The 26396-nt window shown below is 67.8% G+C and carries 32 protein-coding genes; 14 read left to right on the forward strand and 18 right to left on the reverse strand.

Annotated features, from left to right (window positions below; all coding sequences use genetic code 11):
• Positions 1 to 77: 77 nt before the first annotated feature.
• The 3 genes from ABZS29_RS22955 to ABZS29_RS22965 are packed head-to-tail and all read left to right on the forward strand — an operon-like array spanning position 78 to position 1917.
• Complete coding sequence (locus ABZS29_RS22955) at positions 78 to 1028, forward strand: WYL domain-containing protein (protein ID WP_355464316.1); 951 nt, start codon at positions 78 to 80, stop codon at positions 1026 to 1028.
• Positions 1021 to 1311 (forward strand): DUF1905 domain-containing protein, encoded by a 291-nt coding sequence (locus tag ABZS29_RS22960; protein WP_355464317.1) that lies wholly within the window; start codon positions 1021 to 1023, stop codon positions 1309 to 1311. The genes ABZS29_RS22955 and ABZS29_RS22960 overlap by 8 nt, the downstream gene beginning before the upstream one ends.
• Positions 1312 to 1362: 51 nt before the next feature.
• The gene (locus ABZS29_RS22965; protein ID WP_355464318.1) at positions 1363 to 1917 is read left to right on the forward strand and encodes an isochorismatase family protein; all 555 of its coding nucleotides are present in this window, start codon (positions 1363 to 1365) and stop codon (positions 1915 to 1917) included.
• Here the strand turns inward: ABZS29_RS22965 and ABZS29_RS22970 are convergent.
• Positions 1907 to 2566, reverse strand: coding sequence for an HAD family hydrolase (locus ABZS29_RS22970; protein WP_355464319.1), 660 nt, complete (start codon positions 2564 to 2566; stop codon positions 1907 to 1909). The genes ABZS29_RS22965 and ABZS29_RS22970 overlap by 11 nt on opposite strands.
• A gap of 19 nt (positions 2567 to 2585) precedes the next feature.
• Positions 2586 to 3440, reverse strand: a complete 855-nt coding sequence (locus ABZS29_RS22975; protein WP_355464320.1) for an aldo/keto reductase — start codon at positions 3438 to 3440, stop codon at positions 2586 to 2588.
• Positions 3441 to 3668: 228 nt separating this feature from the next.
• Here ABZS29_RS22975 and ABZS29_RS22980 point away from each other — a divergent pair, with 228 nt between their 5' ends.
• Complete coding sequence (locus ABZS29_RS22980; protein ID WP_355464321.1) at positions 3669 to 4820, forward strand: peptidoglycan bridge formation glycyltransferase FemA/FemB family protein; 1152 nt, start codon at positions 3669 to 3671, stop codon at positions 4818 to 4820.
• On the opposite strand, the gene ABZS29_RS22985 is transcribed toward ABZS29_RS22980, so the two are convergent.
• Entirely contained in the window at positions 4786 to 5409 is a 624-nt protein-coding gene (locus ABZS29_RS22985; protein ID WP_355464322.1) for an AAA family ATPase, read from the reverse strand. The genes ABZS29_RS22980 and ABZS29_RS22985 overlap by 35 nt on opposite strands.
• Before the next feature lie 19 nt (positions 5410 to 5428).
• Between ABZS29_RS22985 and ABZS29_RS22990 the strand changes: the two genes are divergently transcribed.
• On the forward strand, positions 5429 to 6190 hold the full coding sequence (locus ABZS29_RS22990) for a methyltransferase domain-containing protein (protein WP_355464323.1): 762 nt from the start codon (positions 5429 to 5431) through the stop codon (positions 6188 to 6190).
• Positions 6187 to 6936, forward strand: a complete 750-nt coding sequence (locus ABZS29_RS22995; protein WP_355464324.1) for a DUF3626 domain-containing protein — start codon at positions 6187 to 6189, stop codon at positions 6934 to 6936. The genes ABZS29_RS22990 and ABZS29_RS22995 overlap by 4 nt, the downstream gene beginning before the upstream one ends.
• 22 nt (positions 6937 to 6958) lie before the next feature.
• Here the strand turns inward: ABZS29_RS22995 and ABZS29_RS23000 are convergent, their stop codons facing one another.
• Positions 6959 to 7216: a hypothetical protein gene (locus tag ABZS29_RS23000; protein WP_355464325.1), complete on the reverse strand. Its 258-nt coding sequence runs from the start codon at positions 7214 to 7216 to the stop codon at positions 6959 to 6961.
• 205 nt (positions 7217 to 7421) lie between these two features.
• Between ABZS29_RS23000 and ABZS29_RS23005 the strand changes: the two genes are divergently transcribed.
• A complete protein-coding gene (locus ABZS29_RS23005; protein ID WP_355464326.1) occupies positions 7422 to 8165 on the forward strand; it encodes a DinB family protein in 744 nt (247 codons plus the stop codon).
• Positions 8166 to 8251: 86 nt separating this feature from the next.
• Here ABZS29_RS23005 and ABZS29_RS23010 read toward each other — a convergent pair whose 3' ends face one another.
• Positions 8252 to 9208: an NADP-dependent oxidoreductase gene (locus ABZS29_RS23010; protein ID WP_355464327.1), complete on the reverse strand. Its 957-nt coding sequence runs from the start codon at positions 9206 to 9208 to the stop codon at positions 8252 to 8254.
• Between the two features lie 153 nt (positions 9209 to 9361).
• On the opposite strand from ABZS29_RS23010, the gene ABZS29_RS23015 reads away from it, so the two are divergent.
• Entirely contained in the window at positions 9362 to 9865 is a 504-nt protein-coding gene (locus ABZS29_RS23015) for a helix-turn-helix domain-containing protein (protein WP_355464328.1), read from the forward strand.
• Positions 9866 to 9877: 12 nt separating this feature from the next.
• On the opposite strand, the gene ABZS29_RS23020 is transcribed toward ABZS29_RS23015, so the two are convergent.
• From ABZS29_RS23020 to ABZS29_RS23030, 3 genes are all read right to left on the reverse strand, one after another.
• Positions 9878 to 10336, reverse strand: a complete 459-nt coding sequence (locus ABZS29_RS23020) for an NUDIX domain-containing protein (protein ID WP_355464329.1) — start codon at positions 10334 to 10336, stop codon at positions 9878 to 9880.
• A gap of 56 nt (positions 10337 to 10392) precedes the next feature.
• Entirely contained in the window at positions 10393 to 11607 is a 1215-nt protein-coding gene (locus ABZS29_RS23025) for an MFS transporter (protein ID WP_355464330.1), read from the reverse strand.
• 79 nt (positions 11608 to 11686) lie between these two features.
• Positions 11687 to 12712, reverse strand: a complete 1026-nt coding sequence (locus ABZS29_RS23030; protein WP_355464331.1) for a tyrosine-type recombinase/integrase — start codon at positions 12710 to 12712, stop codon at positions 11687 to 11689.
• Between the two features lie 224 nt (positions 12713 to 12936).
• Here ABZS29_RS23030 and ABZS29_RS23035 point away from each other — a divergent pair, with 224 nt between their 5' ends.
• Complete coding sequence (locus ABZS29_RS23035; RefSeq protein WP_355464332.1) at positions 12937 to 14070, forward strand: hypothetical protein; 1134 nt, start codon at positions 12937 to 12939, stop codon at positions 14068 to 14070.
• Positions 14071 to 14156: 86 nt separating this feature from the next.
• Complete coding sequence (locus ABZS29_RS23040) at positions 14157 to 14450, forward strand: VOC family protein (protein WP_355464333.1); 294 nt, start codon at positions 14157 to 14159, stop codon at positions 14448 to 14450.
• On the opposite strand, the gene ABZS29_RS23045 is transcribed toward ABZS29_RS23040, so the two are convergent.
• On the reverse strand, positions 14441 to 15016 hold the full coding sequence (locus tag ABZS29_RS23045; RefSeq protein WP_355464334.1) for an XRE family transcriptional regulator: 576 nt from the start codon (positions 15014 to 15016) through the stop codon (positions 14441 to 14443). The genes ABZS29_RS23040 and ABZS29_RS23045 overlap by 10 nt on opposite strands.
• 75 nt (positions 15017 to 15091) lie before the next feature.
• Between ABZS29_RS23045 and ABZS29_RS23050 the strand changes: the two genes are divergently transcribed.
• Entirely contained in the window at positions 15092 to 15718 is a 627-nt protein-coding gene (locus tag ABZS29_RS23050; protein ID WP_355464335.1) for an MFS transporter, read from the forward strand.
• Positions 15719 to 15824: 106 nt separating this feature from the next.
• Here the strand turns inward: ABZS29_RS23050 and ABZS29_RS23055 are convergent, their stop codons facing one another.
• The 6 genes from ABZS29_RS23055 to ABZS29_RS23080 form a co-directional block, all read right to left on the reverse strand.
• Positions 15825 to 16520 (reverse strand): recombinase family protein, encoded by a 696-nt coding sequence (locus ABZS29_RS23055; RefSeq protein WP_355464428.1) that lies wholly within the window; start codon positions 16518 to 16520, stop codon positions 15825 to 15827.
• Positions 16499 to 16804: a hypothetical protein gene (locus tag ABZS29_RS23060; protein WP_355464434.1), complete on the reverse strand. Its 306-nt coding sequence runs from the start codon at positions 16802 to 16804 to the stop codon at positions 16499 to 16501. Before ABZS29_RS23060 ends, ABZS29_RS23055 begins: the two co-directional genes overlap by 22 nt.
• Positions 16805 to 16945: 141 nt before the next feature.
• On the reverse strand, positions 16946 to 17218 hold the full coding sequence (locus ABZS29_RS23065) for a hypothetical protein (RefSeq protein ID WP_355464336.1): 273 nt from the start codon (positions 17216 to 17218) through the stop codon (positions 16946 to 16948).
• Between the two features lie 20 nt (positions 17219 to 17238).
• Positions 17239 to 18156, reverse strand: coding sequence for a hypothetical protein (locus tag ABZS29_RS23070; RefSeq protein ID WP_355464337.1), 918 nt, complete (start codon positions 18154 to 18156; stop codon positions 17239 to 17241).
• Positions 18157 to 18385: 229 nt separating this feature from the next.
• Positions 18386 to 19699 (reverse strand): transposase, encoded by a 1314-nt coding sequence (locus ABZS29_RS23075; RefSeq protein WP_355464338.1) that lies wholly within the window; start codon positions 19697 to 19699, stop codon positions 18386 to 18388.
• A complete protein-coding gene (locus ABZS29_RS23080) occupies positions 19618 to 21336 on the reverse strand; it encodes a DUF4158 domain-containing protein (RefSeq protein ID WP_355464339.1) in 1719 nt (572 codons plus the stop codon). The genes ABZS29_RS23075 and ABZS29_RS23080 overlap by 82 nt, the downstream gene beginning before the upstream one ends.
• A 96-nt stretch (positions 21337 to 21432) precedes the next feature.
• Between ABZS29_RS23080 and ABZS29_RS23085 the strand changes: the two genes are divergently transcribed.
• Positions 21433 to 22113 carry an MFS transporter gene (locus ABZS29_RS23085; RefSeq protein WP_355464340.1) on the forward strand — a complete coding sequence of 227 codons (681 nt, stop codon included), beginning with the start codon at positions 21433 to 21435 and terminating at the stop codon, positions 22111 to 22113.
• Here ABZS29_RS23085 and ABZS29_RS23090 read toward each other — a convergent pair.
• The 3 genes from ABZS29_RS23090 to ABZS29_RS23100 are packed head-to-tail and all read right to left on the reverse strand — an operon-like array spanning position 22099 to position 24501.
• Positions 22099 to 23682: a multicopper oxidase family protein gene (locus ABZS29_RS23090; RefSeq protein WP_355464341.1), complete on the reverse strand. Its 1584-nt coding sequence runs from the start codon at positions 23680 to 23682 to the stop codon at positions 22099 to 22101. The genes ABZS29_RS23085 and ABZS29_RS23090 overlap by 15 nt on opposite strands.
• Positions 23675 to 24064: a hypothetical protein gene (locus ABZS29_RS23095; protein WP_355464342.1), complete on the reverse strand. Its 390-nt coding sequence runs from the start codon at positions 24062 to 24064 to the stop codon at positions 23675 to 23677. The genes ABZS29_RS23090 and ABZS29_RS23095 overlap by 8 nt, the downstream gene beginning before the upstream one ends.
• Before the next feature lie 5 nt (positions 24065 to 24069).
• Complete coding sequence (locus ABZS29_RS23100; protein ID WP_355464344.1) at positions 24070 to 24501, reverse strand: nuclear transport factor 2 family protein; 432 nt, start codon at positions 24499 to 24501, stop codon at positions 24070 to 24072.
• A gap of 75 nt (positions 24502 to 24576) precedes the next feature.
• On the opposite strand from ABZS29_RS23100, the gene ABZS29_RS23105 reads away from it, so the two are divergent.
• Together ABZS29_RS23105 and ABZS29_RS23110 are read left to right on the forward strand one after the other, a co-directional pair.
• Positions 24577 to 25470, forward strand: coding sequence for a LysR substrate-binding domain-containing protein (locus ABZS29_RS23105; protein WP_355464346.1), 894 nt, complete (start codon positions 24577 to 24579; stop codon positions 25468 to 25470).
• A gap of 35 nt (positions 25471 to 25505) precedes the next feature.
• Positions 25506 to 26393, forward strand: a complete 888-nt coding sequence (locus tag ABZS29_RS23110; RefSeq protein WP_355464348.1) for a hypothetical protein — start codon at positions 25506 to 25508, stop codon at positions 26391 to 26393.
• Positions 26394 to 26396: the final 3 nt, after the last annotated feature.

Genomic DNA, 26396 nt, shown 5'->3' on the forward strand with positions numbered 1-26396 from the left:
ACTAGAAGCCAAAAGTCGAACCTCCGAACCTTACTCACTCCCGGAGTCCAACTAGCTTCTCGGTTAGCCTTTTCTCGATGGCACATGACGTGAGCCCGACCGCGCGGACGCTGACGGTGCTCGAGCTGATCCAGAACCGCCCCGGCATCACCGCCGAGCAGCTGGGTGACAAGCTCGGGGTCTCCGAGCGCGCCGCCCGCCGGTACGTCGCGATCCTGCGCGAGGCCGAGATCCCGATCGAGTCCGTCCGCGGCCCGTACGGCGGGTACCGGGTCGGCCGCGGGCTGCGACTGGCGCCACTCATGTTCAGCACGACCGAGGCGCTCGGCCTGGTTATGGCCGTGTTGGAGAGCCCACGCGGCGCCGACGACCCGGTCGACACCGCCCTCGGCAAGATCATCCGCGTGCTGCCCGAACCGATCGCCCGCTCGACCGACGCCATCCGCCAGGTCAGCGCCCGCGCAGCCGACCCCGGCATCCGCGCTCCCGAGCCCGCGATCGCCGCCGCGCTCGTGGCCGCCAGCACCGAGCGGCGCCGCGTCGTCATCGACTACGGCCTCCGCCCGGACCGGGTCGCGTCGATGGACGTCGACCCTTGGGCGGTCGTCGTACGGCGTGGGCGCTGGTACCTGCTGTGCTGGTCACACGCCAAGGAGGCGCAGCGCGTGCTGCGCGTGGACAAGGTGATCGGCGTCCAGGAGACCGGCGGCGAGTTCTGCGCTCCGGCCGAGCTCGACCCGCTCGCGGTCGTCGAGGAGCATCTGGCGATGGGCTGGAAGTATCCGATCGAGGTCGTCATCGACGCTCCGGTCGACGAGGTCCGGCACTGGATCGCTCGCAGCATGGGCCGGCTCGAGGCTCTCTCTTCCGCGCAGACGCGGTTGCTGGCGAGCACCGACGATCCCTACTGGTACGCGACCAAGCTCGCGGACCTGCGCGCGCCGTACCGGATTCTCGGCTCGGCCGAGCTACAGGAGGCGTCCCGGACCCTCGGGCGACGATTGCTGGAGGCAAGTAACGGTGCGTGAGCTGGAGTTCACCGCGGAGATCTGGTTCTGGCGTGGCCCGGCGCCCTGGTACTTCGTCACCGTGCCCGACGAAGAGTGCGCCTATCTCGAAGCCGAGTCGGCCCATGTCTCCTACGGGTGGGGGATGATCCCGGTCACTGCCCAGATCGGCACCAGCACCTGGGACACGTCGCTCTTCCCCAAGGACGGCGACTACATCGTCCCGATCAAAGCGGCCGTCCGGAAGGCCCAGTCCCTCGACGAGGGCGACAGCCCGACCCTCCGCCTCCAGCTCCGCACCTAAAACTGTCGGTGGCAGGCGTTACTGTCCTGCCACTGTCCTAGGAGGGGTGTCATGACCACGTTGACTGATCGGCCGAACGCGGCGGTGCTGGTGATCGATGTGCAGAACGGGGTGGTTGCGGGCGCGCATGAGCGCGATCGGGTGGTGGCGAACATCGGGACGGTGGTCGCGGCCGCGCGATCGGAGGGCGTGCCCGTGATCTGGGTGCAGCACTCCAGTGAGAACCTGGTGGCCGAGACGGAGGCTTGGCAGTTTGTGCCGGAGCTGAAACGGGACGAGTCGGAGGCGCTGGTGCCGAAGACCTTCCCGGACTCGTTCGAGGAGACCGACCTCGAGTCGGTGCTGGCAGCCGACGGGATCGGCCGCCTGTTCGTGACCGGTGCGCAGACCGACGAGTGCGTTCGCTCGACGCTGCACGGCGCAATCACCCGCGGGTACGACGTCACGTTGGTCGCCGACGCGCACACCACCGAGGACCTCTCCGAGTACGGCGCTCCGACCCCGGACAAGGTGATCGCGCACACCAACCTCTACTGGCAGTACCACCGGGCACCAGGCCGCACGGCCGGCGTCCAAGAGGCCGCCGAGGTGTCGTTCACCAGTTGAGCTCGTCCAGGCTCGCGATCCGGCGGACGCCGACCTCGGCATGCTGGCCGGACCGCGCGACCAGGACGGCGCCCATGCCGACCGCGAGCGCTCCCTCGATGTCGTTGGTCAACGAGTCACCGACCATCAACGCCTGATCGGGGTCGACGCCGACGATCGTGAGCGCCTGCTGGAAGGCCCGTGGATCGGGTTTGCCGGCAGGCAGGTCCTCGGACGAGATGAAGCGATCGATCTCGGCGGTCAACCCGAAGCGGTCGAGCTTCTGCTGCTGATGAGCCGAGTTCCCGTTGGTGAAGACCACGACGCGCAGTCCGGCGGCGCGAGCCCGTCGTACGGCGGGGATCGCGTCGTCGAACAGCTGCCAGCCGGCCTCGTAGCGCCACAGGTAGCCGTCGAAGATCGCGTCGATCTCCAGATCGTCGCCGTGCAGCCCGAGGAACTCACGCACCCGCGCTCGCCGCTGCTCGTCGAAGCTCAACTCGCGACGCTGATACCGCCGATAGTGCCGATCGGAGACCTCTGCCCACCGCTCAGCAACAGCTGCGCCGGTCACCCCGTACTGCGCTGCCCACTCGACAACCGCCCGGGCCGCCGCGTGCTCTTGTTCGACCAGTGTGCCGTCGAGATCGAACAGGACTGCCTTGAGCACGCGGTGACCTCCAGATCGGTTAGTCAGACGGTACGGCGTCCAGCGCGGCGATGTCGGCGGGGGAGAGGTGGATGAATTCGGCCGCCAGGTTCTCGCTGAGGTGCTGGACGCTGCTGGTGCCCGGAATCGCGAGCACGTGGTCGCCACGACTGAGGGTCCAGGCCAGGCGGACCTGGGCAGGCGTTGCTTGCTGGGCGTCGGCGATCTGCTGAACGATCTCGGAGGCCGCCACGCCACCGGCCTCGCGGGAAGCGCCGGCGAGCGCGAAGAACGGGACAAAGGCGATGCCTTGCTCACCACAGCTGCGGATGAGGTCGTCGTTGACCCGGCCGAAGCCGACGCCGTACCGGTTCTGGACGGCGACGACCGGCGCGATCTGCTGAGCCTGCTCGAGATGTTCGGCCCGGACGTTCGACAGCCCGAGCTCCCTGATCAGGCCCTTGTCGCGCAGCTGTGCCAGCACGCCGAAGTGCTCGGCGATCGACTCCAGGCCGGTCTGCCGCAGATAAACGAGATCGACGACGTCGCGCCCCAGCGCCTGGAGATCCTGCTCGACGAGTGCCTGCAGCTCGTCCGGTCTCGCCAGACCGCCGGGCTGCGGACCGACCTTGGTCGCGACCAGCACCTCCTTGCCGGATGGCGAGAGTGCCTCACGAATTGCCTCGTTGGCCCACCCGAGCGACTCGAAGCTGCGGTGGTTGCCGCCGCTGGCGAAGCTCGGATAGAAAGCCGCGGTGTCGAGATGGTTCACCCCGAGATCCACGGCCCGCCGTAGCAGAGAGACGGCCTTCGTCCGGCTCTCGGTCCCGCCGCCGGAGCCGGCCAGCCGTTTGGTCCCGAACCCGACCCGCCGCACTCCCTGCCAAAATTCCATGGACTTGCACCTCACAATTTCTGATGATAAGTTTATTGATAGGAACGCATTTACATTCCATTTGGGCATTTGTTCAGAATAAAGCAAGAAACAATTCAGGTCCACCCTTTCCGGGTGGATTTTTTGTTGCCCGGCTCCGGGCCGACGCGGACGGATCTCCAGTCCACGTGTGACTTTTCGGCGCTCCACTCCGTCTTAAGAGGTAGAGGCGATCGCTGGGGAGGCACCGTGAGGACCGAAGTCCGGACACGTTCGGAAGTACTCGAGATCGGAGTAATCGCTCCGCCGGAATACCACGCCGCGGCCGGACTCCACGGCGGCCGGAGTTATCTGCAAGTCGCGTCCTGGGCGGCCGTGAAAACGGAGTGGAGCTCTGAATTACTCGCTTGGCGCGACAGCGCCGGCGAAGTCGTCGGCACCACGCTCGTGCTGTACCGCCGGCTCCCCGGAGTCTCCCGCTGGTACGCCTACTTGCCGGAGGGGCCGGACATCGACTGGGCCGATCCGAGACTCGAGCGCTGGCTCGACCCGCTGCTCGAGCACCTGGATCGGCGTCAGGTGTTCGCAGTCCGCCTCGGCCCACCCGCCGTACTGAAGCGGTGGCAGGCGTCCACGCTCAAGAACGCCGTACGGCGGGGGCGGCGCGTCGACGACGTACTGCCGGATGTCGTCGAGCCGGTCGGGTCGTCGGTCGCGGAGCGGTTGCGCGATCTCGGGTGGACTCGCGGCGGTGAGGAGGGGACCGGTGGCGATGCCCAGCCGCGGTACCTGTTCCAGGTGCCGATCGCCGGCCGGACGCAGGCCGAGTTGTGGGCCGGGCTGAGCAAGGAGTGGAAGCGCAACATCCAGAAGGCCGAGAAGTCCGGGATCGAGATCCGGCAAGGCTCGGAGAGCGACCTCCCCGCGTTCTTCGAGTTGCTGCAGGCGACCGAGCGCCGCAACGGCTTCCGGCTTGGGCGCAGTCTCGCCTACTACCAGCGCCAGTACCGCGTGCTGAACGCGGAGCAGCCCGGCCGGATGCGCCTCTATCTGTCCACGTGGCACGGCGAAGTGCTGGCCGCGCACACGATGAACGTCGTCGGGCAGCGGGTCTGGTACCAGTCTGGTGCCTCGGCCAATCACCACCGCGATGTCCGCCCCAGCCACATCCTGCAGTGGACCATGATGACCGAAGCTCACCGTCTGGGTGCCGACCGCTACGACATGCGCGGTGTCTCCGACTCGCTTGACCCCGAAGACCGTGCTTTCGGCCTGCTTCGCTGGAAGCTGGGCACCGGCGGCGAACTCGTCCAAGCCGTCGGAGAGTGGGAGCGCGCTCTCCCCGGTCCGATCAATCAGCTGCTTCTCAAAGCGATGACCCGCTACCGTTCCCGCGGCTGAGGAGGCCCTCGAGTACCGCTGCCGCTCGTTCCTCCGGCGTGAGCGCGGCCGAATCAAGCCGAAGGTCGAAACGACCGTCCAGCCCGGTGCCGTGGTGCCCGCGCGCGTTGCCGAGGTGCCGACCGTGATTCCGCTCCAGCTCCCGCGCCTCGATCACCTCGAGCGGCGCCTCGACCGCAACCCAATAGACATCCCGCTCACGCAGCGCCTCCCGCCACGCGGGCATGATCGAGTCGTCCACCGGCATCTCGTCAAGGATGACGTGGTTCCCGGTATCGAGCAGCGCCAGTACGGACGCCCGCATACCCTCGAACATCCGCCGGCCCGCCTCGCCGTAGTGCGTCACGATGCGCGGCTTCCCGTCCGGGTCAGTCACCGTCTCCTGCCAGAACCCCGGGCCGGGTCCGCGCCGGTGGCCTCCCCAGTCCGACGGGAACATGTCGTAGAAGTGGTCGAGCCCGACCAGTAGATAAGGCTCGGGCAGCACGAGCTGCAGCTGCTTCGCCGTACTCGACTTCCCAGCACTCGACGTACCGACCAGGGCGATCAGCCTGCCCGGCGAGGAATTGCGTTGCGACTCCAGCGGCATGCCTGTCATCTTCTAACAGATGCCACCCACCACTGAGCAGGAACTCCGCACCGCGCTCACGCGAGAGCGCTATCCCCGCAGCTCCACCTACGACCCGGCCTGGATCGTCGAGGTGCCGATGGGCCCGCACCCACTGTGGTGCGTCGAGTCGCTGATGGAAGTCATGACGCTCGAACCTGGCATGCGCGTGCTGGACCTCGGCTGCGGTGCCGCGGTCTCGTCGATCTTCCTGGCCCGCGAGTACGGCGTCGAAGTCTGGGCCGCCGACCTCTGGACCGACCCGACCGACAACTGGCAGCGCATCCGCACCTGGGATGTCGCGGACCGCGTGCACCCGATCCGCGCCGAGGCCCGCGAACTGCCCTTCGCGCATGGCTACTTCGACGCGGTCGTCAGCATCGGCGCCTACCACTACTTCGGTACCGAGGCCCGCTACCTGGCCTATCTGCTCAACTTCCTGAAGCCACAAGGTTCGGTCGGCTTCGTCGCGCCCGGTCTCACCCGCGATCCCGGCCCGACCCTCCCGCCGTACCTGGCTGAGCGCTGGACTCCGGACTTCTTCACCTGGCAGAGCCCCGACTGGTGGCGCACACACTGGCAGCGCACCGAGCTCGTCGACGTCACCACGGCGGAGATGGTCGAGGGCGGCTGGGACGACTGGCTGCAATGGCTTCGCGCGTGCGACCTCGTCGGCCGCGGCTACGCTCCCGATGCCACCATGCTCGAAGCCGACCAAGGCGAGCTGCTCGGCCTGGTGCGGGTCGTCGCGCAGCGCCGATGATCACGCTGCAGTTTCACCCGGACTGGCCGTACCAGGGTCGCACCGTGATCGAGTCAATGGTTGCCGACGGCATCTACCGCTCGCAGTTCAGCACCGGCAGCTCGAACGGCGGGCTGACCGCCTACGCCGGTGGTGACCGCTGGCGCTGGGAGTCCCGCCTCTTCGCCGGCCGGTACGACGCCGCTCCCGCCGCGGACCGACCCGTGTACGGCGCCTGGAACCGGCGAGCCGATCCGTACGGGGGAGCGGTCCGCTTCGGCTCGTCGTACGTGCGACTGCGTCCGGAGACCGTGGATCGCGCTACCTTCTGCTTCCCGGACTCGGTCTACGAACCGACCGATTTCGGCGACTGGAGAGCGTTGGCTGCTCTCTGCGCCTTGGCTGACGCGTCAGCTCTGGGTGATCTCGACGATGCCGTCGAAGCCCACGTCCACGGTCCGGTTCGCTTCACGGCCGACGTGGAGGCCGTCGTACTCGATCCTTGTTTTCGTGGCACTCCGATCGCGGACGCCGCTGAGCGGCTGGGCTGTCCGGTCGAGTACCACCCCGGATTCCGGGTCCGCGCGGAGGCGATCGACCCGGCGTACCGGGGTCCGCACATCGTCGCGCTGGCCGAGTCCCTGGGCCCGCTGCTCACTCCCGAGCTGATCGGCCGAGCGGCTCGGGCCTCGACCCACTCGGCGCAGGATCTCAAGCACCTGTGGCACTGCCTGGCGCACTTCGGCCGCGGGGGCAGCGCGCACTGAACGCGCTGCCCCGACGGGTCGATCAGCAGCCCGCGTGGTTCGAGCCCTCGGTCCGCTGCACGTTGCCGGCCCAGACCCAGCCGACCGTGTTCGACGAGATGTCGCGCGCGTAGTACCAGAGGTTGCCGGTCTCGGGGTTGTACTTCGAGCACCAGATGGCGGCCTTGCCCTCGTGGTTGCCGACGCTCGCACACGCGGCGCCCGGTCCACGGCGGTAGGGGGGACCGCACCGATGGTGTAGAGGAACCCGGAGTCGTTGTTGGTCCCGTACTGCGTGCAATCGATCGCCGCTTGCGACGTACCGGCGCCGACCACCAACGACGTGGCGGTCACCGCTACTGCCACGGCAACGCGCGCAATGATCTTGTTCGACATTCGCAATCCTCCTGAAGCTGGGCGAATCGCCCAAGCTAGGTCCACCGCCGAAGCGCGGCAAAAGGCTTGCAGGTTCCTGCAACCGTCCCCGATGCGATATGACTGGCGGCATGGCAGCGTTCACGGAATCCGATGACCTGCAGGGAGCGCGGTTCGCCGACGTCAACCTGCGCGGCGCACGCTTCGTCCGCTGCGACCTGTCCGGAGTCGTCCTGCGCGGAGCAGAAGTCGCCGGCGCCGACATCGACGCCCCCTGGCTGCTCGCCGGCGACAACGTCCTGCTCGTCAACGGCGTGAACGTAGCGCCCTTCGTCGACACCGAACTCAACCGCCGCTTCCCCGGCCGCGAACTCCGCCGCGCCCAGGACCCCGCCACTCTTCGCACAGCGTGGTCCACCCTCGAACGCGCCTGGGCCAACGCCCTCGACCGGGCCGCCGCCCTCCCACCGGAGACGGTCGACATCTCCGTTGACGGCGAGTGGTCCTTCGCGCAAACACTGCGGCACCTCATCATGGCCACCGACGTCTGGCTCGGCCGAGCCGTCCTCGGCATCGAGAACCCGTTCCACCCCGTCGGCCAGCCGAACGTCGAGTACGAATCCGACGGCGGCGATCCGTCCGTCTTCGCCACGACCAACCCGACGTACGACGAAGTCCTGGCCGTCCGAGCCGAGCACCTCACCCAGGTCCGCGACTACCTGACAACCGTCACCGACGAGTCATTGGCCGAGTCCCGCCCGAACCCGTGGTCCCCGCAATATCCCGAGACGGTCCTGTCCTGCCTCCACACCATCCTCGAAGAGGAGTGGGAACACCTCCGCTACGCCACCCGAGACCTAGCGACCCTCACCTAGGTGTACGGACGGACTGTTAATAGGTCTCGCCCTCGCCGGGCGTGCGAGCGTGGGCAAGACCGGCGAAGGACGATGAACGCTGCCCATCACCAGTCCTTCTGTACGCCCCAGAGCTCGATGACAACCTTGCCCTGGACATGCCGCCCGGCCTGTAGCTCGACCGCGGCGCGGATCTCCTCGACCGGGAAGCTGGCCGCGATCGGCACCCGGAGACTGCCCGCCGCGACCAGACCGGCGATCTCTTCGATGGCCCCCGGCGCCGCGTTCGCGCCGTTCGCCGGCGTGATCCCGTCGATCACGCCCGCGATGGTGGTGATGCGCTCATCCGGTACGCCGAGTTCCCGCCCTGCGAGCGCTGTGTCTGTCGCATGCAGATCCATCACCGCGGTGACGCCGGCAGGGGCCAGCGCACGGACGCGGTCCACCAGACCATCGCCATACGTGACAGGCTCGGCCCCGAGCGCCCGCAAAGCATCGGCCGAAGATGCCGCCCCCGTCCCGATGACCCGCGCACCAGCAAGGCGCGCGAGCTGGACGGCGAACACGCCGACCCCGCCACCCGCACCACCGATCAGCACGGTGTCGCCCGGGCCGGGGTTGACCACGGCCAGCGCTGCGGCCGCCGTACAGCCTGCAATCGTCAGCGTGGCAGCGGTGCGATCGTCGACGCCATCAGGAGTGTGATGCGCCTGGCCGCCCGCCGCGATGGCGCCCGCTTCCTCGACGATGACGTAGTCGGCGACAGCCCGTGACATGGCGCCGCCGAACACCCGGCCACCGACCGCGAACTCGGTCACGCCGTCACCAACCTCGTCCACCACCCCGGCATAGTCGGTCCCGAACCCGCACGGCAGGCTCAACCCGAACCGGGCGGCGGTCTCCGCATCAGACGTCATGTACCAGTCCATCGGGTTCAGACCGGCGGCGGTGACTCGCACGCGAAGCTGCCCCGGCCCGGCGTGCGGCTCGGGTACGTCGTTGACGCTCAAGCACTCCGGCCCGCCGAACGACTCGAACTGAACTGCCCGGCTCTGCTCTCTCATCTGCGCTGATCTCCTGTAGCGGTCCGCCGTAAACGAACTATGCTCCGTTTAGAGATCCAAGCTAGCATAAGTGGAGCGTGATCCGTTTTGCCTGCCACTCAGGCCCGTCGACCGCGGGCGGACGCCGCCCGCAACCGCGAACAGCTCTTGGTCGTGGCGACCCGTATGTTCGCGGCCGCCAAGGACGAGCCGTCGATGCGCGCGATCGCCGGCGAAGCCGGAGTCGGTATCGCAACGCTCTATCGGCACTTTCCGACCCGCGAGGCGCTGGTCGACGCGGTCTACCAGGACCAGGTCACGCGACTCACGACCGGTGCCCGTGAGATGCTTGCGCAGTTTGACCCGCCCACGGCGCTGCGTCGCTGGATGGACCTGTTCGGGGAGTGGATCGCGACCAAGAACGGCATGCTCGACACGCTGCTCGCGATGGTCGAGGCGGGCGAGATCGCCCATGGCGACACCCGCGCCGAACTGCTCGGCGCCATCGACAGCATCCTCGAAGCCGGCCGCGCGACCGGCGAACTCCGCACCGACGTCCCCGCCAGCGACATCTCAGCCGCCCTCATCGGCATCTTCGCCGTCGCCGGCTCACGCGAACACGAAGCGCTCGCAGGCCGCCTGCTCGACCTCCTCATGGCCGGCCTCCACCCCAACTGAGCCAGCGTCGTGTCAGCCGAGGAGCTCGCTCAGGCGGGATGGGATCTCGGGTGGGTGGATGCCGATGGAGCTGAGCGTGCTTGGTTCCATCCACAGCAGTTCGAAGCTGTTGTCGGGGCGATGGTCCTCGGCCTCGGGGCCGGACAACTGCACGGTCCCGCGGACGTCGCGCATCAGGTAGTAGTAGGCGGGGCGCTTGTTGTGTTCGCCGGTCCACAGCAGCCGGTCGATCTCGGCGGTGAGCGTCGTCTCTTCGGTGAGCTCGCGGAGCGCGGTCTCTTCAGGGGTCTCGCCGTCCTCGACGTGACCGCCGGGCAGTACCGCGTAGTGGTGCCCGGCGCACATCAACTCAGAAGCGCCAAGCGCCTCGCACATCACGCAGTCGTCAGCTCGTTGTTGCCGCAGGTACCGCTTGATGACGAGGACCTTGCCGGCGTCGACCACGACTGCTGCGGCTCTTGGAATCAGCATGCGGCAGAGCATCGCACCGGCCACCGACACATCCGTCGTACAGCCGGTGAGACCACCTAGGGCCAGGCCTTGACCGCCTGGACGGGTCGGGCGCGAACCACGAACGGGCGGGAGAAGACTGTCACGGCGATCGAGACGGCCGCCACCAAGGTGATGGCCGTGCCGGCGGTGAAGTGCTGGGCGATTCCGCCGGCGATCGCGGCTCCGATCCCTTGCCAGGTCATCCGGCCGGCGGACTCGACACCCTGGACCTGGCCACGGACCGGATCAGGGGTCAACTCGAGCAGCTGTTCCTGGAGCGGCAACGTGGCGGCATAGCCCGCGCTGGCGATCAGTACGGCGGCCGTCGCCACCAGCACCGGCGGGTGGACGGCGAACAGCAGGTACGGCGCGGCCAGCAGCAGTCGCAGGGCGAAGGCGTAGCGACGGCGTTGCTCGGCGGTGAAGAGCCGGCCGACTGCAAGGTCACCGAGCAGCATGCCTGCCGATCCGGCAGCTAGGAAGACGCCGGCGTGGTCGGGAGCGTAGGAGATGAACAGGGCCGTGCAGCCGACGATCAGGCCGTTGGGGACCCACAGGTTCAGCAGCAGCGCGCGTTGGCCGGCGTGGGAGAACAGCTCGATGTTCGTCGTCCAGGTCTGGCGCAGTCCAGGGCGGCGGGTCGAACGGATGGAGTGTTCGCGGACCGTTGCCGCCACGACGATCAATCCACCGCCGGTCAGCGCTGCCGCGACGGCGAAGACTTGCTGTGGGCTCAGAGATCGCAGTAGCAGGGCGCCGATGGCGTATCCGAGGATGGCCATCCCTCCCGAGGTGATGTTCATCAGTGACCGCGCCAGTGCGTAGGTGGAGGTCGGCACCACCTCGGCGAGCAGGCCCATCCGTGCGCCCGTGCCCAGTGACTGGAAGAACCCCAGCATCAGCAGCAGACCGAACCGCGCGGCGAGCGGCAGGCCAGGGATCGCCTGTGCGGCCACACCCACGAGCGAGACGCACTGGAGCGCGACGAGGGTTCGACGCGGGCGGCTGCCGTCCGCGACCGACATCAGCGTCAGCGCACCGAGGACCGTAGCGAAGGTGGCGCCGTACATGCTGACAGCGGTCAGGAACGGGGACTTGGTCTGCTGGTTGACCAGCGTGCCGAGCGCGAAGCCCGACAAGGTGCTCGCGGCAACCATCAGGGTGAAGCTGGCGTAGAGGCCGACGAATTCGCGGCGGCGGAGCAGATCGCGGTACGTGGTGGGTGGTGCGGCGGAGGTGTCAGAAGGCATGAAAAAAGCCTCCGCACGCACCTAACAGGGGCGCCGAAGGCCGACTGCTGAATTATAGCAAGTCCTCGGCGGCACCGGCTCAGGTACGGCGCAGGTGACGCGGTACGGCGCGCATGACGCGGCCCAGGTCGTCGGTGATCGCCGAGACACGGTCGCTGCGGCCGCTGTCGTCGATGTAGATCATCACGGTCCGTACGTCGGCATGGCCCGAAAGTTCCTGAATGTCTTCGGCGCTGAGGCCGCGGCGCTTCTGGTCGGTGATCGCGGTGGCACGCAGGGAGTGCGGGGTGACCTTCTCCGGCCGCGGGATGCCGGCGGTCTTGGCGAGGCGCCGGAGCAGGCGAGTGACGTCGTGGCGGTCAAGGCGCTGACCGGCGGCATCGGCAACCAGAGGCGCCGGGCCAGGGCCGGTCCACGGCGGGCGGATGGCGACGTACAGGTCGAGGAGCTCGGCGACCGTGGTCTCGAGCGGTACGCGGACGGCCTCACCGCCCTTGCGGGTGATGACCAGCCACGTACGGCGTCCTTCGTCCTGCCGGTCGGTGTCGTTGGCCGCGCACAGTTCGGACACGCGAAGTGCGCCGGTGAAGAGCAGGCCGACGACGAGAGCGTCCCGGACATCGGTGGCGGCCGCGAGGATCGCTGAGACGTCATCGGCCTGCAGGACGCGGGCCGAGGTGGCGCGCCGGCCGCGGCGGAACTTCGGGCGGTGGTCGTCGTCGGAGATGGGGGAGACCACCTGCAGGCCCCAGCTGGCGGCGTACCGGTAGAGGCTGGACAAGGTCGACAGCCGGCGCGCGATCGAGGACTCGCTGGTCCCGGCATCTTGCTGCTGCGACAACCACATCGTCACCTCGGCCCGGTGGAGATCGAGCGCGAACCGGTCGCGGCCGAGCTCTCGGCGGGCCCACTCCGCCCAGAGCAGCAGGTCATCGGCGTACGCGATCCGGGTCTGTGGGCTGGCGCGTCGAGTCCCGCCGAGCCAAAGCACGCAGAGTGCGGTCAGCTCCGGAGCCAGGGCAGCGGCCAGGAGATCCAGCCGGTCTACCGGTGCGGCTGACCGCTCGGCTCCTACTGGACGGCGCGCTCCCAGTGAGCGTCGCACGGCAGCTTCGGTTACCCGATCAGGGAGGGGCTCTTTTTCAGCCACCAGATTCCGTCGTTCCAGGCCGTCCGACCGCTCATCGTCCACAGCGACGAGGGTAGCGCATAACGGGGATTATGCGCTCTTTGCACTCTGACTTTAGTTCTCATAGTTCAGTCATATATGACGAAACTAAAGGAACGTAACCATGAACTAAATAACGAAAGTAGGGTAGGGTGAAATCCATGACCGCGACCGAAACTGAAGTGATCTCGCCGGCCCGTGACGGCCTCTGCGAGTTTCCTGGCGTGAACTGCCCTAATCCGAAGCTGCAAGACGCCGGGGCATCGGGTCGGCCACCGAAGTACTGCGGTCTGGAAGGCCCTGGAATCGACGGCAAGCTCGTCGTCCACAACAAGGCGACCGCCTGGCAGGCGAAGAATGCCGCTGAGAGGCGCCCTGAGCGCGCCCCGGCCGGCGCAGGATCCGTCGCGCCGCTGCCTGCCGGCCCGGTGACGACCGCCAGGACAACCCTGGAGAACCAGATGCTCGAGCTGCCGCGCCGGCTCGAGCAGTTGCAGGAGTTCCTGACCGGGATCACCGCAGCAGTTCGGGCGTACGGCGATGCCGAGGCGGTGGCGGCCGAGGTGGAGCAGCTTCAAGCCGCATCGCGTGCCCAGGTCGCAGAGGTCGAGCGCCAGCGCGGGGAAGAAGAACACCGCCGGCGCCAGGCCGAGCAGCAGGCAGTCGAGGCCGAAGACGCCCGCGAGGAGGCCGACGCGGCTGCCCAGGACGCTCTCGAAGAGCTGGAGTCCGCCCGCGCCGAGGCGCTGGCTGCGCTGACAGCCGCCGAGAAGGCCCGCCAAGATTCTGTCAGCGCCCGTGAGAGCGCTGCCGCGGAAGTGGAGCAGGCTCGGCAGGAGGTGTTGGCCGCTCAGGAAGCCGCCAGCGCACGAGCAGAAGAGCTACGTCTCGACGCTGAGCGCCGGATCGCCGAGATCCAGTCCGCCGCAGAGCTTCAGGTTCAGCAGGCACGCACCGAGATCGAGGTCGCGCGGATCGCTCAAGCCACGGCTGAGTCCGAGCGCCAGATCGCCCAGCAGACCGCCGACCAGCTCCGTGCAGAGCTGCGCGAGTTGCGCGACCAGCACCGCGCCGAGCTCGAGAGCCTCCGGACCGAGCACCGAGCGGACCGCGATCAACTGCGCGCGGACCACCAGGCCCAGCTCGCTGACATCAGGGAGGCCGCGGCCGACCGCGTCGCCGCGGCCCTCTCTGGTCAGCGGGCCGCCGAGCAGATGGTCGACGCGCTGCGCGATCAACTGGCCGCCGCGCAGGCAGCGGCGGTAGCGCCCGAACCAAGCGGAGCGCCGGAGTAGCGAACTCCAACCAATGGAGTGATGTCGAGACCGCCGGCTCGGTGTCGTCTCAGGGGCAACAGCTACCTGAGGAAAGCAGAGACATCGTGACGATTCACCGGATGGACAACGTTGGCATCGTGGTCGGCGACCTGGAGGCCGCTGTTGCCTACTTCACCGAGCTCGGTCTGGACGTCGAGGGCCGAGCGCGGGCGGAGGGACCGTGGGCGGACCAGTGTGTCGGCCTCGAGGGCGTCGTCTCGGATGTCGCGATGATGCGGACTCCCGACGGCAGCGGCCGGCTCGAGCTGGCGCAGTACCAGAGTCCTGCCGCGCACCCCGCTCCGCTCAACCCGCCGCACAACACCTTGGGCATGCACCAGGAGCTCACTCAGGCCTGATCGGACTGGTCGGTCAGGTGGCCGCGGCGGGCGTCGCGGTCGAAGATGCCGAGGATCTCGCACGGCCGGCCCTCGGCGCCGATCGCGTGCGGAAGCATCGTGGGGAACTCGGCCGCCTGGTTCGTCTCCACCCGGAACCGCCGGTTGCCCAGCATCAGCACCGCCGTACCGGACAGGACGACGAGCCACTCGCGGCCGGGGTGCGCGCGCATCTTGGCCGGGTTGTCAGGTGGCGGATCGGTCAGCCGGCGGCGCATCACCGTCATCCCGGGGTCGGCCTTGATCGGCCAGCGCATCGAACCGTGCGTGCCGTCCAGCATCGGGTTGGAGATGACGTCGTCCGAAGCGGTCTCCACCAGCTGGTCCAGGGAAGTGTCGAGCGCGCGGGCCAGGGTGACGAGCTGATCCAGGGCGAGCCGCCGCTGACCGTTCTCGATCCGGCTCAGTGACGACGCGCTGATCCGCGCCCGGGTGGCCAGTTCGTCCAGCGACCACCCTTGGGCCACTCGCAGCGCCCGGATGCGTTTGCGTACGAGGCTGTCCACTTCGCCATCATCTTGCGTCATAGGCACAACTCTATGCCTACCCCGCAAACACTGCCTACGGTCGAGCTTGTTCAGTCAGTGTGCGAAAGGAAATCCATGAGTACGACGCCCGTCCTCCCGTCCGGCTCGATCGTCCCGGACGCGCGCCGGCGCCGGGCCATCCTGATCGCGGTCTGCATCGCCCTGATGGCGGTGATCTCGTCGGTCACCGGCTTGAACGTCGCCCAGCCGGATCTCGCCGTCGCCTTCGGCGCCTCGCAGAGCACGATCCTGTGGATCATCAACAGCTACACCCTCACCCTGGCCGCGCTGCTGCTCACCCTGGGCGCGGTCGGCGACCGGTGGGGACGCAAGCCGGTCTTGCTGATCGGCCTGACCGTCTTCGGCATCGCGAACGTCGCCGGGGGAGTGGCGCCGTCGGCCGAGGTGATGCTGGCGGCCCGGATTCTCAGCGGCATCGGCGCGGCGATGATCATGCCGGTCACGCTCGCCGTCATCACCTCCACGTTCCCGGACAAGGAACGCGGCCGTGCGATCGGTGTCTGGACCGGGGTGGCCGGGGGAGGCGGCGTACTGGGGATGTTCTTGTCGGCAGCGCTCGTGGACGTCGCGAGCTGGCGGTACCTGTTCGTCCTGCCGGTCGCGTTGGTTCTGGTCGCGCTCGCCGCCACGCTGCGCTCGGTCCCGAACTCACGCTCGCAGACCTGGTCGTGGGTGGCGTAGGGGCTCGAGCGGCAATGGAACGGTCAGGGGCGATAGCCGACCGGGGTAGGCGGAGGTGCCGGCCCCTGACCGTTCCGATGTGAGCGGCTGAGAACCCGGCTGTGGTCTATGGCTTGGATAGGTGGCGGTAGATGGTGGGGCGGGTGACGCCGAACTCGGCTGCAATCTGGGCGACGGTGTAGCGCCGCTTCCCGTCGTCGGCGAGTTCTTCGTACATCTGCCGGGCCAGGGTGACCTGGCGGGTGCCGAGCTTCGGTTTCTGGCCGCCGGTGCGTCCTCTGGCGCGCGCTGCGGCGAGGCCGTCGAGGGTGCGTTCGGACATGAGTGCGTGTTCGAACTCGGCGATCGAGCCGAGGATCTGGAAGAACATGCGACCGACGGCGGTGGAGGTGTCGATGCCCTGGTCGAGCACGACCAGGTCCACTTCACGCGTCTGCAGGTCCTTCGACAGGTCGATCAGGTGTTCCAGCGACCGGCCGAGCCGGTCCAGCTTGGTGATGACGAGTTGGTCGCCGGGCTGACCTGACTGCTCGGAGTGTCTCGTGAACGTTCGTTTCCGAGAACCTATCCAGCCATGCGAAGGGCCGGGCAGAGTCGTCGCTGCTGACGTTCCGGCAGATCGCCACCGCGCTCGGAGGCGAGTCCGAACAAGGCCGCGCAGGGCCGCTACCGCCGCAAGGTGGGCAATCTCAACGGCAGCGACTCCGGTGCCGACGGCACGCCGTAGCTCGTGGAGCCGCTGCCAAAGCAGCAGGGCCGCGAGTGCACGAGGCTGTCGCGCTAGGCCGGACGGTCTGGTGATGGGTAGACGAGTGAGCTGAGATGGCGGGCGGCGGCGCTGGCCCCTTCGAGCGGCTCCAGGTCCAGCGCTTGCTCGATGAGTGCCTTCGTCGCTGGATCGACCTCGCCCTGGTACTGGTCGTAGAACCTGCGGGCTGCGGCGGCCTCGCCGAGTGCCAGCGCGCTGGCCACGGTTGCAGCGGCCGGGTCGGCGCCGATCGTTCCTGTCCACCCGAGACCTTCATCGCCGTCCTGCACGGCGTCGGGGAAGGCGCCTGGATCCGAGCTGTGCAAGTTCGCGTTCATAGCCACCAGTGTAGGCACTTCAGTAGCAGCGTCTCCGTGTCATAGGTCTTCCAGCAGCTCGTGGTGGGCTGAAAGGGAAGAAAGCTGCGTGGTCGGCCAAATGTCTGGCCGACCACGCACCTTCCTTTCAGTGCCTGTTGTTCAGGTCCATTCGGCGCGCAACTGCTCACGCTCGCGGTCGATGCGGGCTACGTTCGAACGAGTGAGCCGCGCGAACTGGAGATCGAGGACAGCCTGTGCGTGCTCCTCGGCCACCCCGAGAAGTTCCTGAATGCCGGCAAGCGCATCAGCCGACGACTCGGAACTGCTGACGAGCGCCAGTATCTCGGTCCGCCGCTGGATGCCGTCGTGGACAGCGTCCAGCATCGCCAGGCGAGTGCGCTGTGCTTGGGCGATCTCTTCCTCGGCGATCACGTCATCTCCTCAGCTTGAACTCAGCCACCTTGGGCGTAGACAGGGAACTGCCAGTTCTTGGAAGTTATCACCTTCCAGCGCCGGGTCTGGACCGACACTCTTGAGGCGGGATACGCCCCGGGGGTGTTGGTCCAATTGGCCTGAATGTAGTACCAGTTTCCCGTTGTCATTGACGGGTTGCTGTAGACGTTGCAGTTCAGCAGATAGCCGCCCCCAGGGCAATTCAGCGTCGACTTTTTGGGGTCGGGCCCGGTCGCGTCCTGCAAAATGTTTTCGACGTTAGAGGTCAGGTACGGCCGCACCCCTGAGCTGTGAACGACGTCCATGTACCAGTTGGTGCCGTTGTCTTGGAAGTACGTGTGCGCTTCCAGGTCGGCGGTGAGGGAGCCGAGTGTGTGGTAGCCGGACGAGTTTTTGTACCCGTAGTAGATCTGGGTCTTCGTGGATCCGTGCAGGGTCCACTTGTAGTAGTTCATCGCACGCGACTCGCCGTTGTTGATCGGTGAGACGGTCGGGCTGAAGCTCTTCGTTCGCTTACCTGCAGCCTCATCCGGCGATGGATACACAAGCGGAGCAAGCACACGCGCGCCTTCGTCTGCTCCGTCTGCTTCGGCAACCGCGAACGCCTGCGTGATCAAGTTCTGGGTCTCAGAGCTCATGGCCGCGCGCTCCCGGCTGAAGAAGGCCCGCGCCTGGTCAGCCTTGCCGAGCAGGATGGCGCTGGCGACGGTGGCGGCGGCCGGGTCAGCTCCGGCCGTACCTGCCCACCCCAGACACTCACCTGAATCCTGGTCCGATAGCGAGCAGTCGTCGGGTGCGTCGGCAGCCACCCGCGACTGCATCCGTCCGTCGGACGGCGCAGCAACAGCCGACGGAATGCACGCAATTGATCCAAAACTCAACGCGACAAATAGCGTCGCCGTTCTCCGAAAATTCATCGAACCTCCCCGTGGGCGGAAACCCGGCACCCTCCAGCACCGGGCACTCCGAAACTACCGGCCAGACAACAGCAGCGGGAAGGAAGAACAGTTGCAGCAAAGTGCAGCCTTTTCGGAGCAGGCATGATCGGCACGAGTCCACCGCCGGTCACAGTGCCGGTCTGGATCGAAGCGACGACCCCGCAGGGTGTCGGGCCAGTGGCGGCGGATCGCTACGTGGTACGGAGACTCAGCCGCCAGCCAGCCCAGCACCATCGGCACTGGCCAAGCTGGCCAGGTCGAGCCGGGTGTCCATATCGAGGTGGAAGCGGCCGTAGGGGTTGATGTGAGTCCAGAACAGCGGGGACAGTCCGCGGCGGTCGGCGGTGTCGAGCAGGTCGAGGAAGGCCTGGTCCTCGAGGACCGACTGGAGCAGGAGGGTGTTGACGTGGACGAGCGCTGACTGGAGCAGGTGCAGGGCGAGCATGGAGACTTCGGCGTGTTCGCGGTCGGGGCCGGTCAGATCGCCGTCCTTGCCATAGAAGATGACCGTGTTGCCCGAGTTCCAGTTCTCCACGACCTGCAGGCCGCCGTGGATCTCACGGCGCAGGTCCTCGCTCGCGAGGTAGTCGCAGGCGAAGACCGTACGGACCGCCCGGCCAAGTTCTTCCAGCGCGGCGTAGGTGCGGTGCTTGGGGCCGCCGCGGGTGAACCGGCGCAGAATCGTCTCCGATTCCGCCGTCCCCAGCCGCAGCGCGGTCGCGTACTTCACCATCTGGTCATACTCCTGCGCGATCAGCTCCCACCGGATCGGCCGCGTCAGCACCTGACCGAGCGCCGCGTACGGCGTACCGGTGTCGTCGGGCCGGTAGAGCCGGATCGAGCCGATGTTCTTCAACCGAGGCAGCAGCCGGAACCCAAGCAGCTCGGTGAACGCGAACCCCACCACTGACGCGCCGTGGGTATCGACGTAGCTGGTGTCGATCTCGGCGTCGGTGCAGTGCCGCAACAGACCCTCGATCATCGCCGCAACCTCGCTGCTCGAGCACGACTTCAGCTGCGAGTAGATACACGTGGACTTGCGTTCGACATGCCAGTAGATCATCACCCCCGGCCCGCCGTAGCGCTGATGCCACTCCGTCATCAGGTTCGACTCCCACGACCCGAACTTCTTGCTGTCGCTCGCGCACGCCGTCCCGGATCCCCACCAGCCCGGGTCGCGGGCATCGAAGGTGGCGTTGACCAATTTCGCGATCGCGCGGCGCAGGTTGTCGCGGGTGATGTAGTGCCGGCGGACGTGGCGCAACTGGGCCTCGGTCTCGCTGTGCTCGCCGGTGGACACGATCGCCTTAATGCCCATGTTCGTGCCCAGCGCGAACAGGCACAGCAACAGCCGGCGCTGCAACGTCGACCGGTCCAGCACCTCACGCGACGCCACCGAGCTGAACTCGGGTGTGAAGTCGGCCAGGAAGTCGGCGTCCTTCAAGACGTCGAGCAGGTCCAGGGTGCCCCACCGGCGCTGGACCTCGTCCTTGACCGCCTGCAAATGCTGCGGTTCCGGCAACGGGCCGAGTTTCGGTACCGAGATCCACGGCTCCCCGTTGCGGGTCTTGATCCGCACCCCGCCCGCCGTGCCGCCGACCAGCCCTGGTCGAGCCGCGTGAGCGCGTCGGTCATCCGTTGCCGCAGGCCGGTGATGAACTCAGTCGGATCGGTCGGCTGGCGCAGCGCGGCGTAGTGGACCTCGCGGGTGTCGTCGAAGTCGCCCGGGAGATCGTCCTCGGGGTTGCGCCACCGCACCCCGCCATCGACGTACACCTCGCGGCGGCGGATCGCGTCCCGCAACGCGACCAGCACACACAACTCGTACGGCACTCGCTCGACCCGGCCCGTCTCGTCGACCACCGCCTCGCGCCACGCCGCAGGCACCACCCCCTCGATCGGTGGCCGGTCCGTTGCGGCGTAGAACCGTTGCTTGCCGTCGACGCCGGCATACCGCGCGAGTAGGCCCAGGGCGTCCATCACCGGCCGGTAGGCAGTGTTGTTACACCGAAACGACAACGCCGCCAGCAGCGGCGGCAGCATCCGCCGGTAGTGATGGGTGTAGCTGGAGTGCAGCACCGTGCGGACCCGCGCCTGGAACACCTTCTTGTTCGCCTTCGCCTCCCGCACCAGATCCCGCAGCGTGCCTTCACCGACCACCGGGAACACCGCCGCCCGGACCGTGTCGTCGGGGTGATCGATCGCGGCCTGCGCAAGCCGGAACAAGATCCCTTCCTTGCCGCGTACTCGTCGCAGGTCCTCGGTCAGCTCCCGCTCGACCTTCTTGTCCGCGCGGGTGTTGATCCTCAGCACCAGCGCGAGCAGCTGGTCCACCAGCGCATCGGTGATCTCGGCCTGCCGAGTCCAGCACAACGCCGCCAGCAACGTCAGCCGCACCGGCCGCGCCGCGGCCGCGAGATCTGAGGGATACGACCGCATCGCCCGCGACCGCCAGGCCTGGACCAGCCGCTCCGAACAATCCGCGAACAGCCCCGCCGGCAACTGCAGGGTCTTCACCGCGTTCAGCTTGCCGATCTCGCGCAGCAGGGTGTCCAGGCTCACCTGACCCGGATCCGCCTTCAGCTCCGCCAGCAGACCAGCCCGGCCGTCGCCCAGCTCAACCAACGCACTCAGCCGCTCCACACACCCCGGCCCCAGCCTCAGCACAGTCTGCTCGCAAAACATCTTCTCGAACAGTGCCTTGGCAGCACCGATGATCCGCTCCGGCCGGCCCGGTGGTTCCACCTTGGCCGCCCGGCACCGCACCAGCACCGCCTCGCGCAACTGCTCATCGCGCAGCTCGACCGGACACACCTCGGCCGCCAGCCAATCAGCGAACTTGTCCTCATCAGCCCGCGTGAACTCACGAAAACCGAACGCATCGCGAATCTGGGCACGGTGGTACTCGATCGTGCGGCCCTGCCACCGATACGCCGCCAGCTCGTCCGGATCAACCTTGACCTGCTCCGCGATGTACGACACCGCTGCCACAGGCAGCTCGTCGACCCTCTCCGGGAACCGTGCCTCCAGCTCGAAGAACTTCAACAACAACGCGAACCCGAGCCTGGTCGGCCCCGTCTTGTTCGCGACCAACCGCCAGTCCTCATCAACCAGCGTCCAGGACCCGACAACATCCTCCGCCGCCCACTCACTACGCATGACCCGCCACCGTAGAACCAACACACGCCAGCCGGTAGAGCGAACGGGCGAACTACCTTGCGGCTGGGGTCACGTTCGGGAGATCCGGGCCTCCTCGTGGTCTTCGGGGTCCAAGCCTGCATCTTCGTGATGCTCTACCCGTACTTCCAGGCCGTACTCGGGTGGTCGGGACTGTTGTCCACGGCCGGTCTGATGCCGATGGCGCTGCTGATGATGGTTGCCTCCGGCATCAGCCCACGCTTGACCGAGAGGCTCGGCGCCCGCGCCACGATGCTGATCGGCATCGCGTTGGCCGGCGGCGGCCTGACGTTGCTCGCCGTACTGGTCTCCGTCGACGGCGGCTACCTGAGTGTCCTGCCCGGCATGATCACGATGGGACTCGGCATGGGCATCGCGATGACCCCGTCCACCGAGGTGATCACCAGCAGTTTGCCGCGCGAGCAGCAAGGCGTGGCCTCGGCCCTCAACGACGTCACCCGCGAATTCGGTACGGCGCTCGGCGTCGCACTCCTGGGTGCGCTGCTGACGGCCGGGTACCGCTCCGCGATCGAGCCCGCGCTGTACGGCGTACCGGCGGCGACCGCGGCCGCCGCTCGCGAAGGAATCGCCAACGCGCTGCATGACGCCCACGCGACGCCTGCACTCGTGAACGCCGCGAAACAGTCCTTCGTCGAGGGCTGGCAGACCTCCATGTGGGCGGGCGTGATCTTGATGGCAGCGCTGGCTCTGTTCACCGCACTCCGCGGCCCGAAGCGACCGGCGTCAGACGATCTCTAGATTGGCCATCATGCCCATGTCCTCATGCTCAGCGTTGTGGCAATGGAACAGGAACCGGCCGCGGTAGCCGTCGAAGCGGGTGATGATCTCCACCGACTCGCCGGGCCGCAGCGAGACAGTGTCCTTGAGTCCGGCGTCGTACGGGCCGGGTGGTTGCCCGCCGCGCGACAGCACCTGGAATCCGACGAGGTGGAGATGGACAGGGTGGTGTACGTCGGCAATCAGACGCCAAACCTCGACATCGCCGAGACGAGTGGTGACGTCGCTGCGGGCGGGGTCGAACGGCAGGCCGCCGATCACCCAGCCATGGCCGCCGTGCATGCGGCCGGCGCGGAAGGCGAAGTCGCGGACCCGCACCGCGTCCTCCCGGCGCCAGGTAGGCAGGTCGTGGGAGAGGACGGGTGGGATGCGGCTCGGATCGGCAGCCTTGCGGACGACGTGGAAAGCGACCACCTCGCTGGTGCGTCCCGAGCCCAGCCGGTTGCGGAGCCGGACCCGGCCGCCCACGGGGACGCCCGAGAGATCGACGATCAGGTCGTAGCGTTCGGCAGGCGCGATCGGCACGGTCGCGTGAGTGACCGGTACGGCGAGCAGCCCCTGGTCGGCGCCGATCTGAACGAGGTCGAGCCGGCGCCCGTCATCGGTGACAGCCTCGAGCTCGTAGTGCCGCGCGTTGGAGGCGTTCAGAACACGCAGCCGGTAGCGCGCCGCATCGGCCTCGTGGACGGGCCAGGGTGCGCCGTTGACGAGGATCACGTCGCCGAGAACTCCAGCGAGGTACGGCGCCTGGACGCCCGGCTGACTGCGCAGATCCGGATCGAGCGAGGGATAGCTGAGGCCACCCTCGCCGTCGAAGGCGCGATCGGTGATCACCAGCGGCAGCTCGCGAGGACCAGTGGGCAGTCCGAGCTCATCCTCCGCCTCGCCGCGGATGATGTGCAGCCCGGCGAGGCCACGCCAGATGGCGGGTGCGGTGAAGTCCATCCGGTGGTCGTGGTACCAGAGCAGCGTCGACCGCTGGTTCATTCCGAACGTGTAGTCCCGCGTCAACCTCGTCACGACGGCCCGCGGATCGTGCATTCCGCCCGTCGCCTGATGGTGCCCGTGCGTGTGGTCCTGCCAACCTTCAGGTACGACGAGGTCGGTCGGATAACCGTCGGACGCGGCCGTGGTGTGCCCGCCGTGGAGATGGACGACGGTCGGCACAGGCAGCTCGTTGCGATGGGTGACCGTGACCGGCCGCCCGCGGCGCGCTTCGATCGTCGGCCCCGGAAAGATGCCCTCGTAGGTCCACATCGGCGTCCTGATCTCCGGCAGGATCTCCAGGTTCGCCTCCCGCTGTGTCACCTCGTACCGGTCGACACCACCCGCCGTACTGACTGGCTTCAGGACCGGCGGCAGCGGCAGCGGCGTCCGGTACGCCGGTGGGAGCGGGACAGCGCTGCGCAATTCGGCGCCGGTCGCCGACGGGTGCCGGGACAGCGCTGCCGCAGTTGACAACCCGGCGGCCGCGGTCAGCCCGAGTGCACCGCCGAGGCCAAGCACTCGGCGTCTGCTCAGTTCACTCATCAATGTTCTCCTGCCGGGTGATCGGGCCCCGCCAGACCGAGACGAACTGGACGACGACGCCGGCGATGGTCGCCACGCCCAGCGGTAGATGCAGCCAGAGGGCGCCGTCCCGTCCGGCGAAGTACTGCACTGTCTCGGCCGTCACCAGCGCCAGCGTGGTGAGGAACAGCGCGGGCCGCCGCAGCCGTGCCCAGGCCACGCCCGCTGCGATCAGCTGCAGGTAACCGAGGGAGGTGACGACGTCCGCGCCGGTCGCGTGCAGGCGCAGCCCCTCGTAGTCGCCGCTCAGATAGACGCCGGCGAAGACCGGCTGGCCGAAGATCGCCACCGTATGCGCGCTCACGAGCGCCCGCAGCACCCAGCCGGCCGGCCTCGTGGCCATCGCCGTCACGGCTCGAGGTCGACGACGCCCTTGCCGGACACGATGTCCAGCGGCACCGACACCTGGTCGTGCGCGATCAGCCAGCTTCCGTCGACCTTCTGCAGGCCGTACGTGACGCGGACCCACATGCCGGCCACGGCCGTCCCGTTCTTGAGCGTGCCACTGAGGCGGGCGAACGCGTACCCGAAGGCCACCTCGTCCCCGACGGTGAGGTGCAGGTCCCGGATCTCGTAGCTGACCGTCTCGAAGAACGTGAAGACGTTCGCCCAGTTCCGCAGCTTCGCCGCGATCCCCAGATGCTGCAGCGGCGGCTCGACGTCGAACGACACGACGTCGGTCGCGTAGACGGCGTTCAGCGCGTCGAGGTCCCTGTCCCGGAGTGCCGCGACGATCCTGTCGAGCTGCTGCTGGATGTGAGCTTCATCGGAGCTAGTCATGACAACAACGCTATGACCGCACAGCTATGGTGTCTAAGATCAATATTGCTATCGTGTTATGTCTAGGGAGTCATGATGGAGCTGAACTCGCTCCGGCAGTTCCTGGTGGTTGCCCGGCTGGAGCACCTCAGCCGAGCGGCTGACGAGCTGCACATCGCCCAGCCGTCGCTGAGCCGCACGATCGCCAGGCTGGAGGGCGAACTGGGCGTGCCGCTGTTCGACCGCAGCGGCCGGCTTCGGCTGAACGACACGGGGAAGCTCTTCCGCGACCATGTCGAGCGCGCCCTTGGTGAGCTCGAGGCAGGACGGCGTGCCGTCATCGACGCCGCGGACCAAGGGCTGGGCGCGGTGCGGCTCGCGTCGGAGACCTTCCTGACGCTCACCGGCCCGCTGTCCGCCTTCAAACAGTCCTACCCGGATGCCGACATCGCGCTCCACTGGTCGCCGCCCGAGGACATGACGCGGCGGCTGCGCGCTCAGGAGATCGACCTGTGCGTCGCCTCGCAGCCGATCCCCGGCGAAGGGCTCGAGTCTGCGCTCCTGTTCGACGAGGAGGTCGGAGTGGCGTTTCCGCTCGATCATCCGCTGGCGGGTCGCGCGTCGGTGACGATCGCCGATATCGCCGACCAGCCGTTCGTCACCGCCCGCCCCGGTCACTGGGGGCGCCGCCTGCTCGACCGGCTGTTCGGCGCCCACGGTCTCACTCCCAAGATCATGTGCGAGAGCGACGAGTACAGCGCGATCGCCGATCTGATCAGCGCGGGCCTGGGCGTCGGTCTCGTGCCCGCCTTCGCCAACCGCAGCGTCACCCGCGCCCCGCTCGTCTGGATCCCCGTCGACGATCCCGGCTCCCGTCGTACGGTGACGCTGTACTGGGCGGCCGACAGCCACCTGTCCGCCGCCGCCCGCCTGCTGCGCACCACTATCACCGACTGGAACTGGACGCCGAACGAGCCTCACCGCGTGTAATCTGCTGCCTCCGGCCGGGCACCTAGGGGGCACACGTGAGCACAGTGGATCCGATCGTGGCACGCCGCGCCAAGCGCCTGAGCCGCGCGGGCCGGCCCGGACTTCTCGTCGGCGCGATCATCGCCGGAGTCGCCCAACTGGGTGCGGCGCTGTGCACAGGTCTTGCGATCGGCAGCATCGTCGACCTGCTGCGGGACGGCCTCATCAACAGTGTCTTCGCCGACAACGAGCCGGGGACGAAGGGCTTCCTGGGCCTGGGGACGATCCCCGTGCTGTTCATCGTCGGAACCTTTGGCCTGATCGTGGCGGCCGCAACCGCCCACTATCTCCTCGACCTGTACCGCGGCGGCGAGAAGCAGCTCATGCTGCGGACTCCCGCTGTGCTCTGGGCGGTCGCGCTCGGACTGTTCCTGGACAGCCGCAGCTGGACCGACCCGCTCGCCGTCGGTACGGCGGTCGATCCGGTGTTCCACGAGGACGACGACACCTGGGGCACCTTCACCTGGGTCATGTACCGCGCCGACATCTGGCTACCGGTCCTGGCGGTGGTCATCGCCGCTCTGACCACCGTCTACGCCATCCGGCACAACCGGCGGCTCAGCACCCAGATCGCCGACCGCAACCGCCTCCTCGCCGCGGGCCGGACGGTCACCGGGACCATCACCAACATCGACGTACGGACCTCGCAGAACGATCAAGGTCACCGCTCGGTCGTCGGCGCCGACGTGATCGTGAAGTTCACCGACCTCCAAGGCACCGACCGCTGGGTCACCCGCCGGACCACCAACCGCTCCGAGATCCCGACCGCCACCACCGCCACCCAGGTCCTGTTCGACCCGCTCCACCCCGAAGACGACAACCTCATCTTCGTCGCGTTCTACGCCGACCCCCGCCCCGGCGACTGGATCGGCACGATCGCCTAGACC

This window comes from Kribbella sp. NPDC005582 (assembly GCF_040605415.1).
Lineage (GTDB): Bacteria > Actinomycetota > Actinomycetes > Propionibacteriales > Kribbellaceae > Kribbella.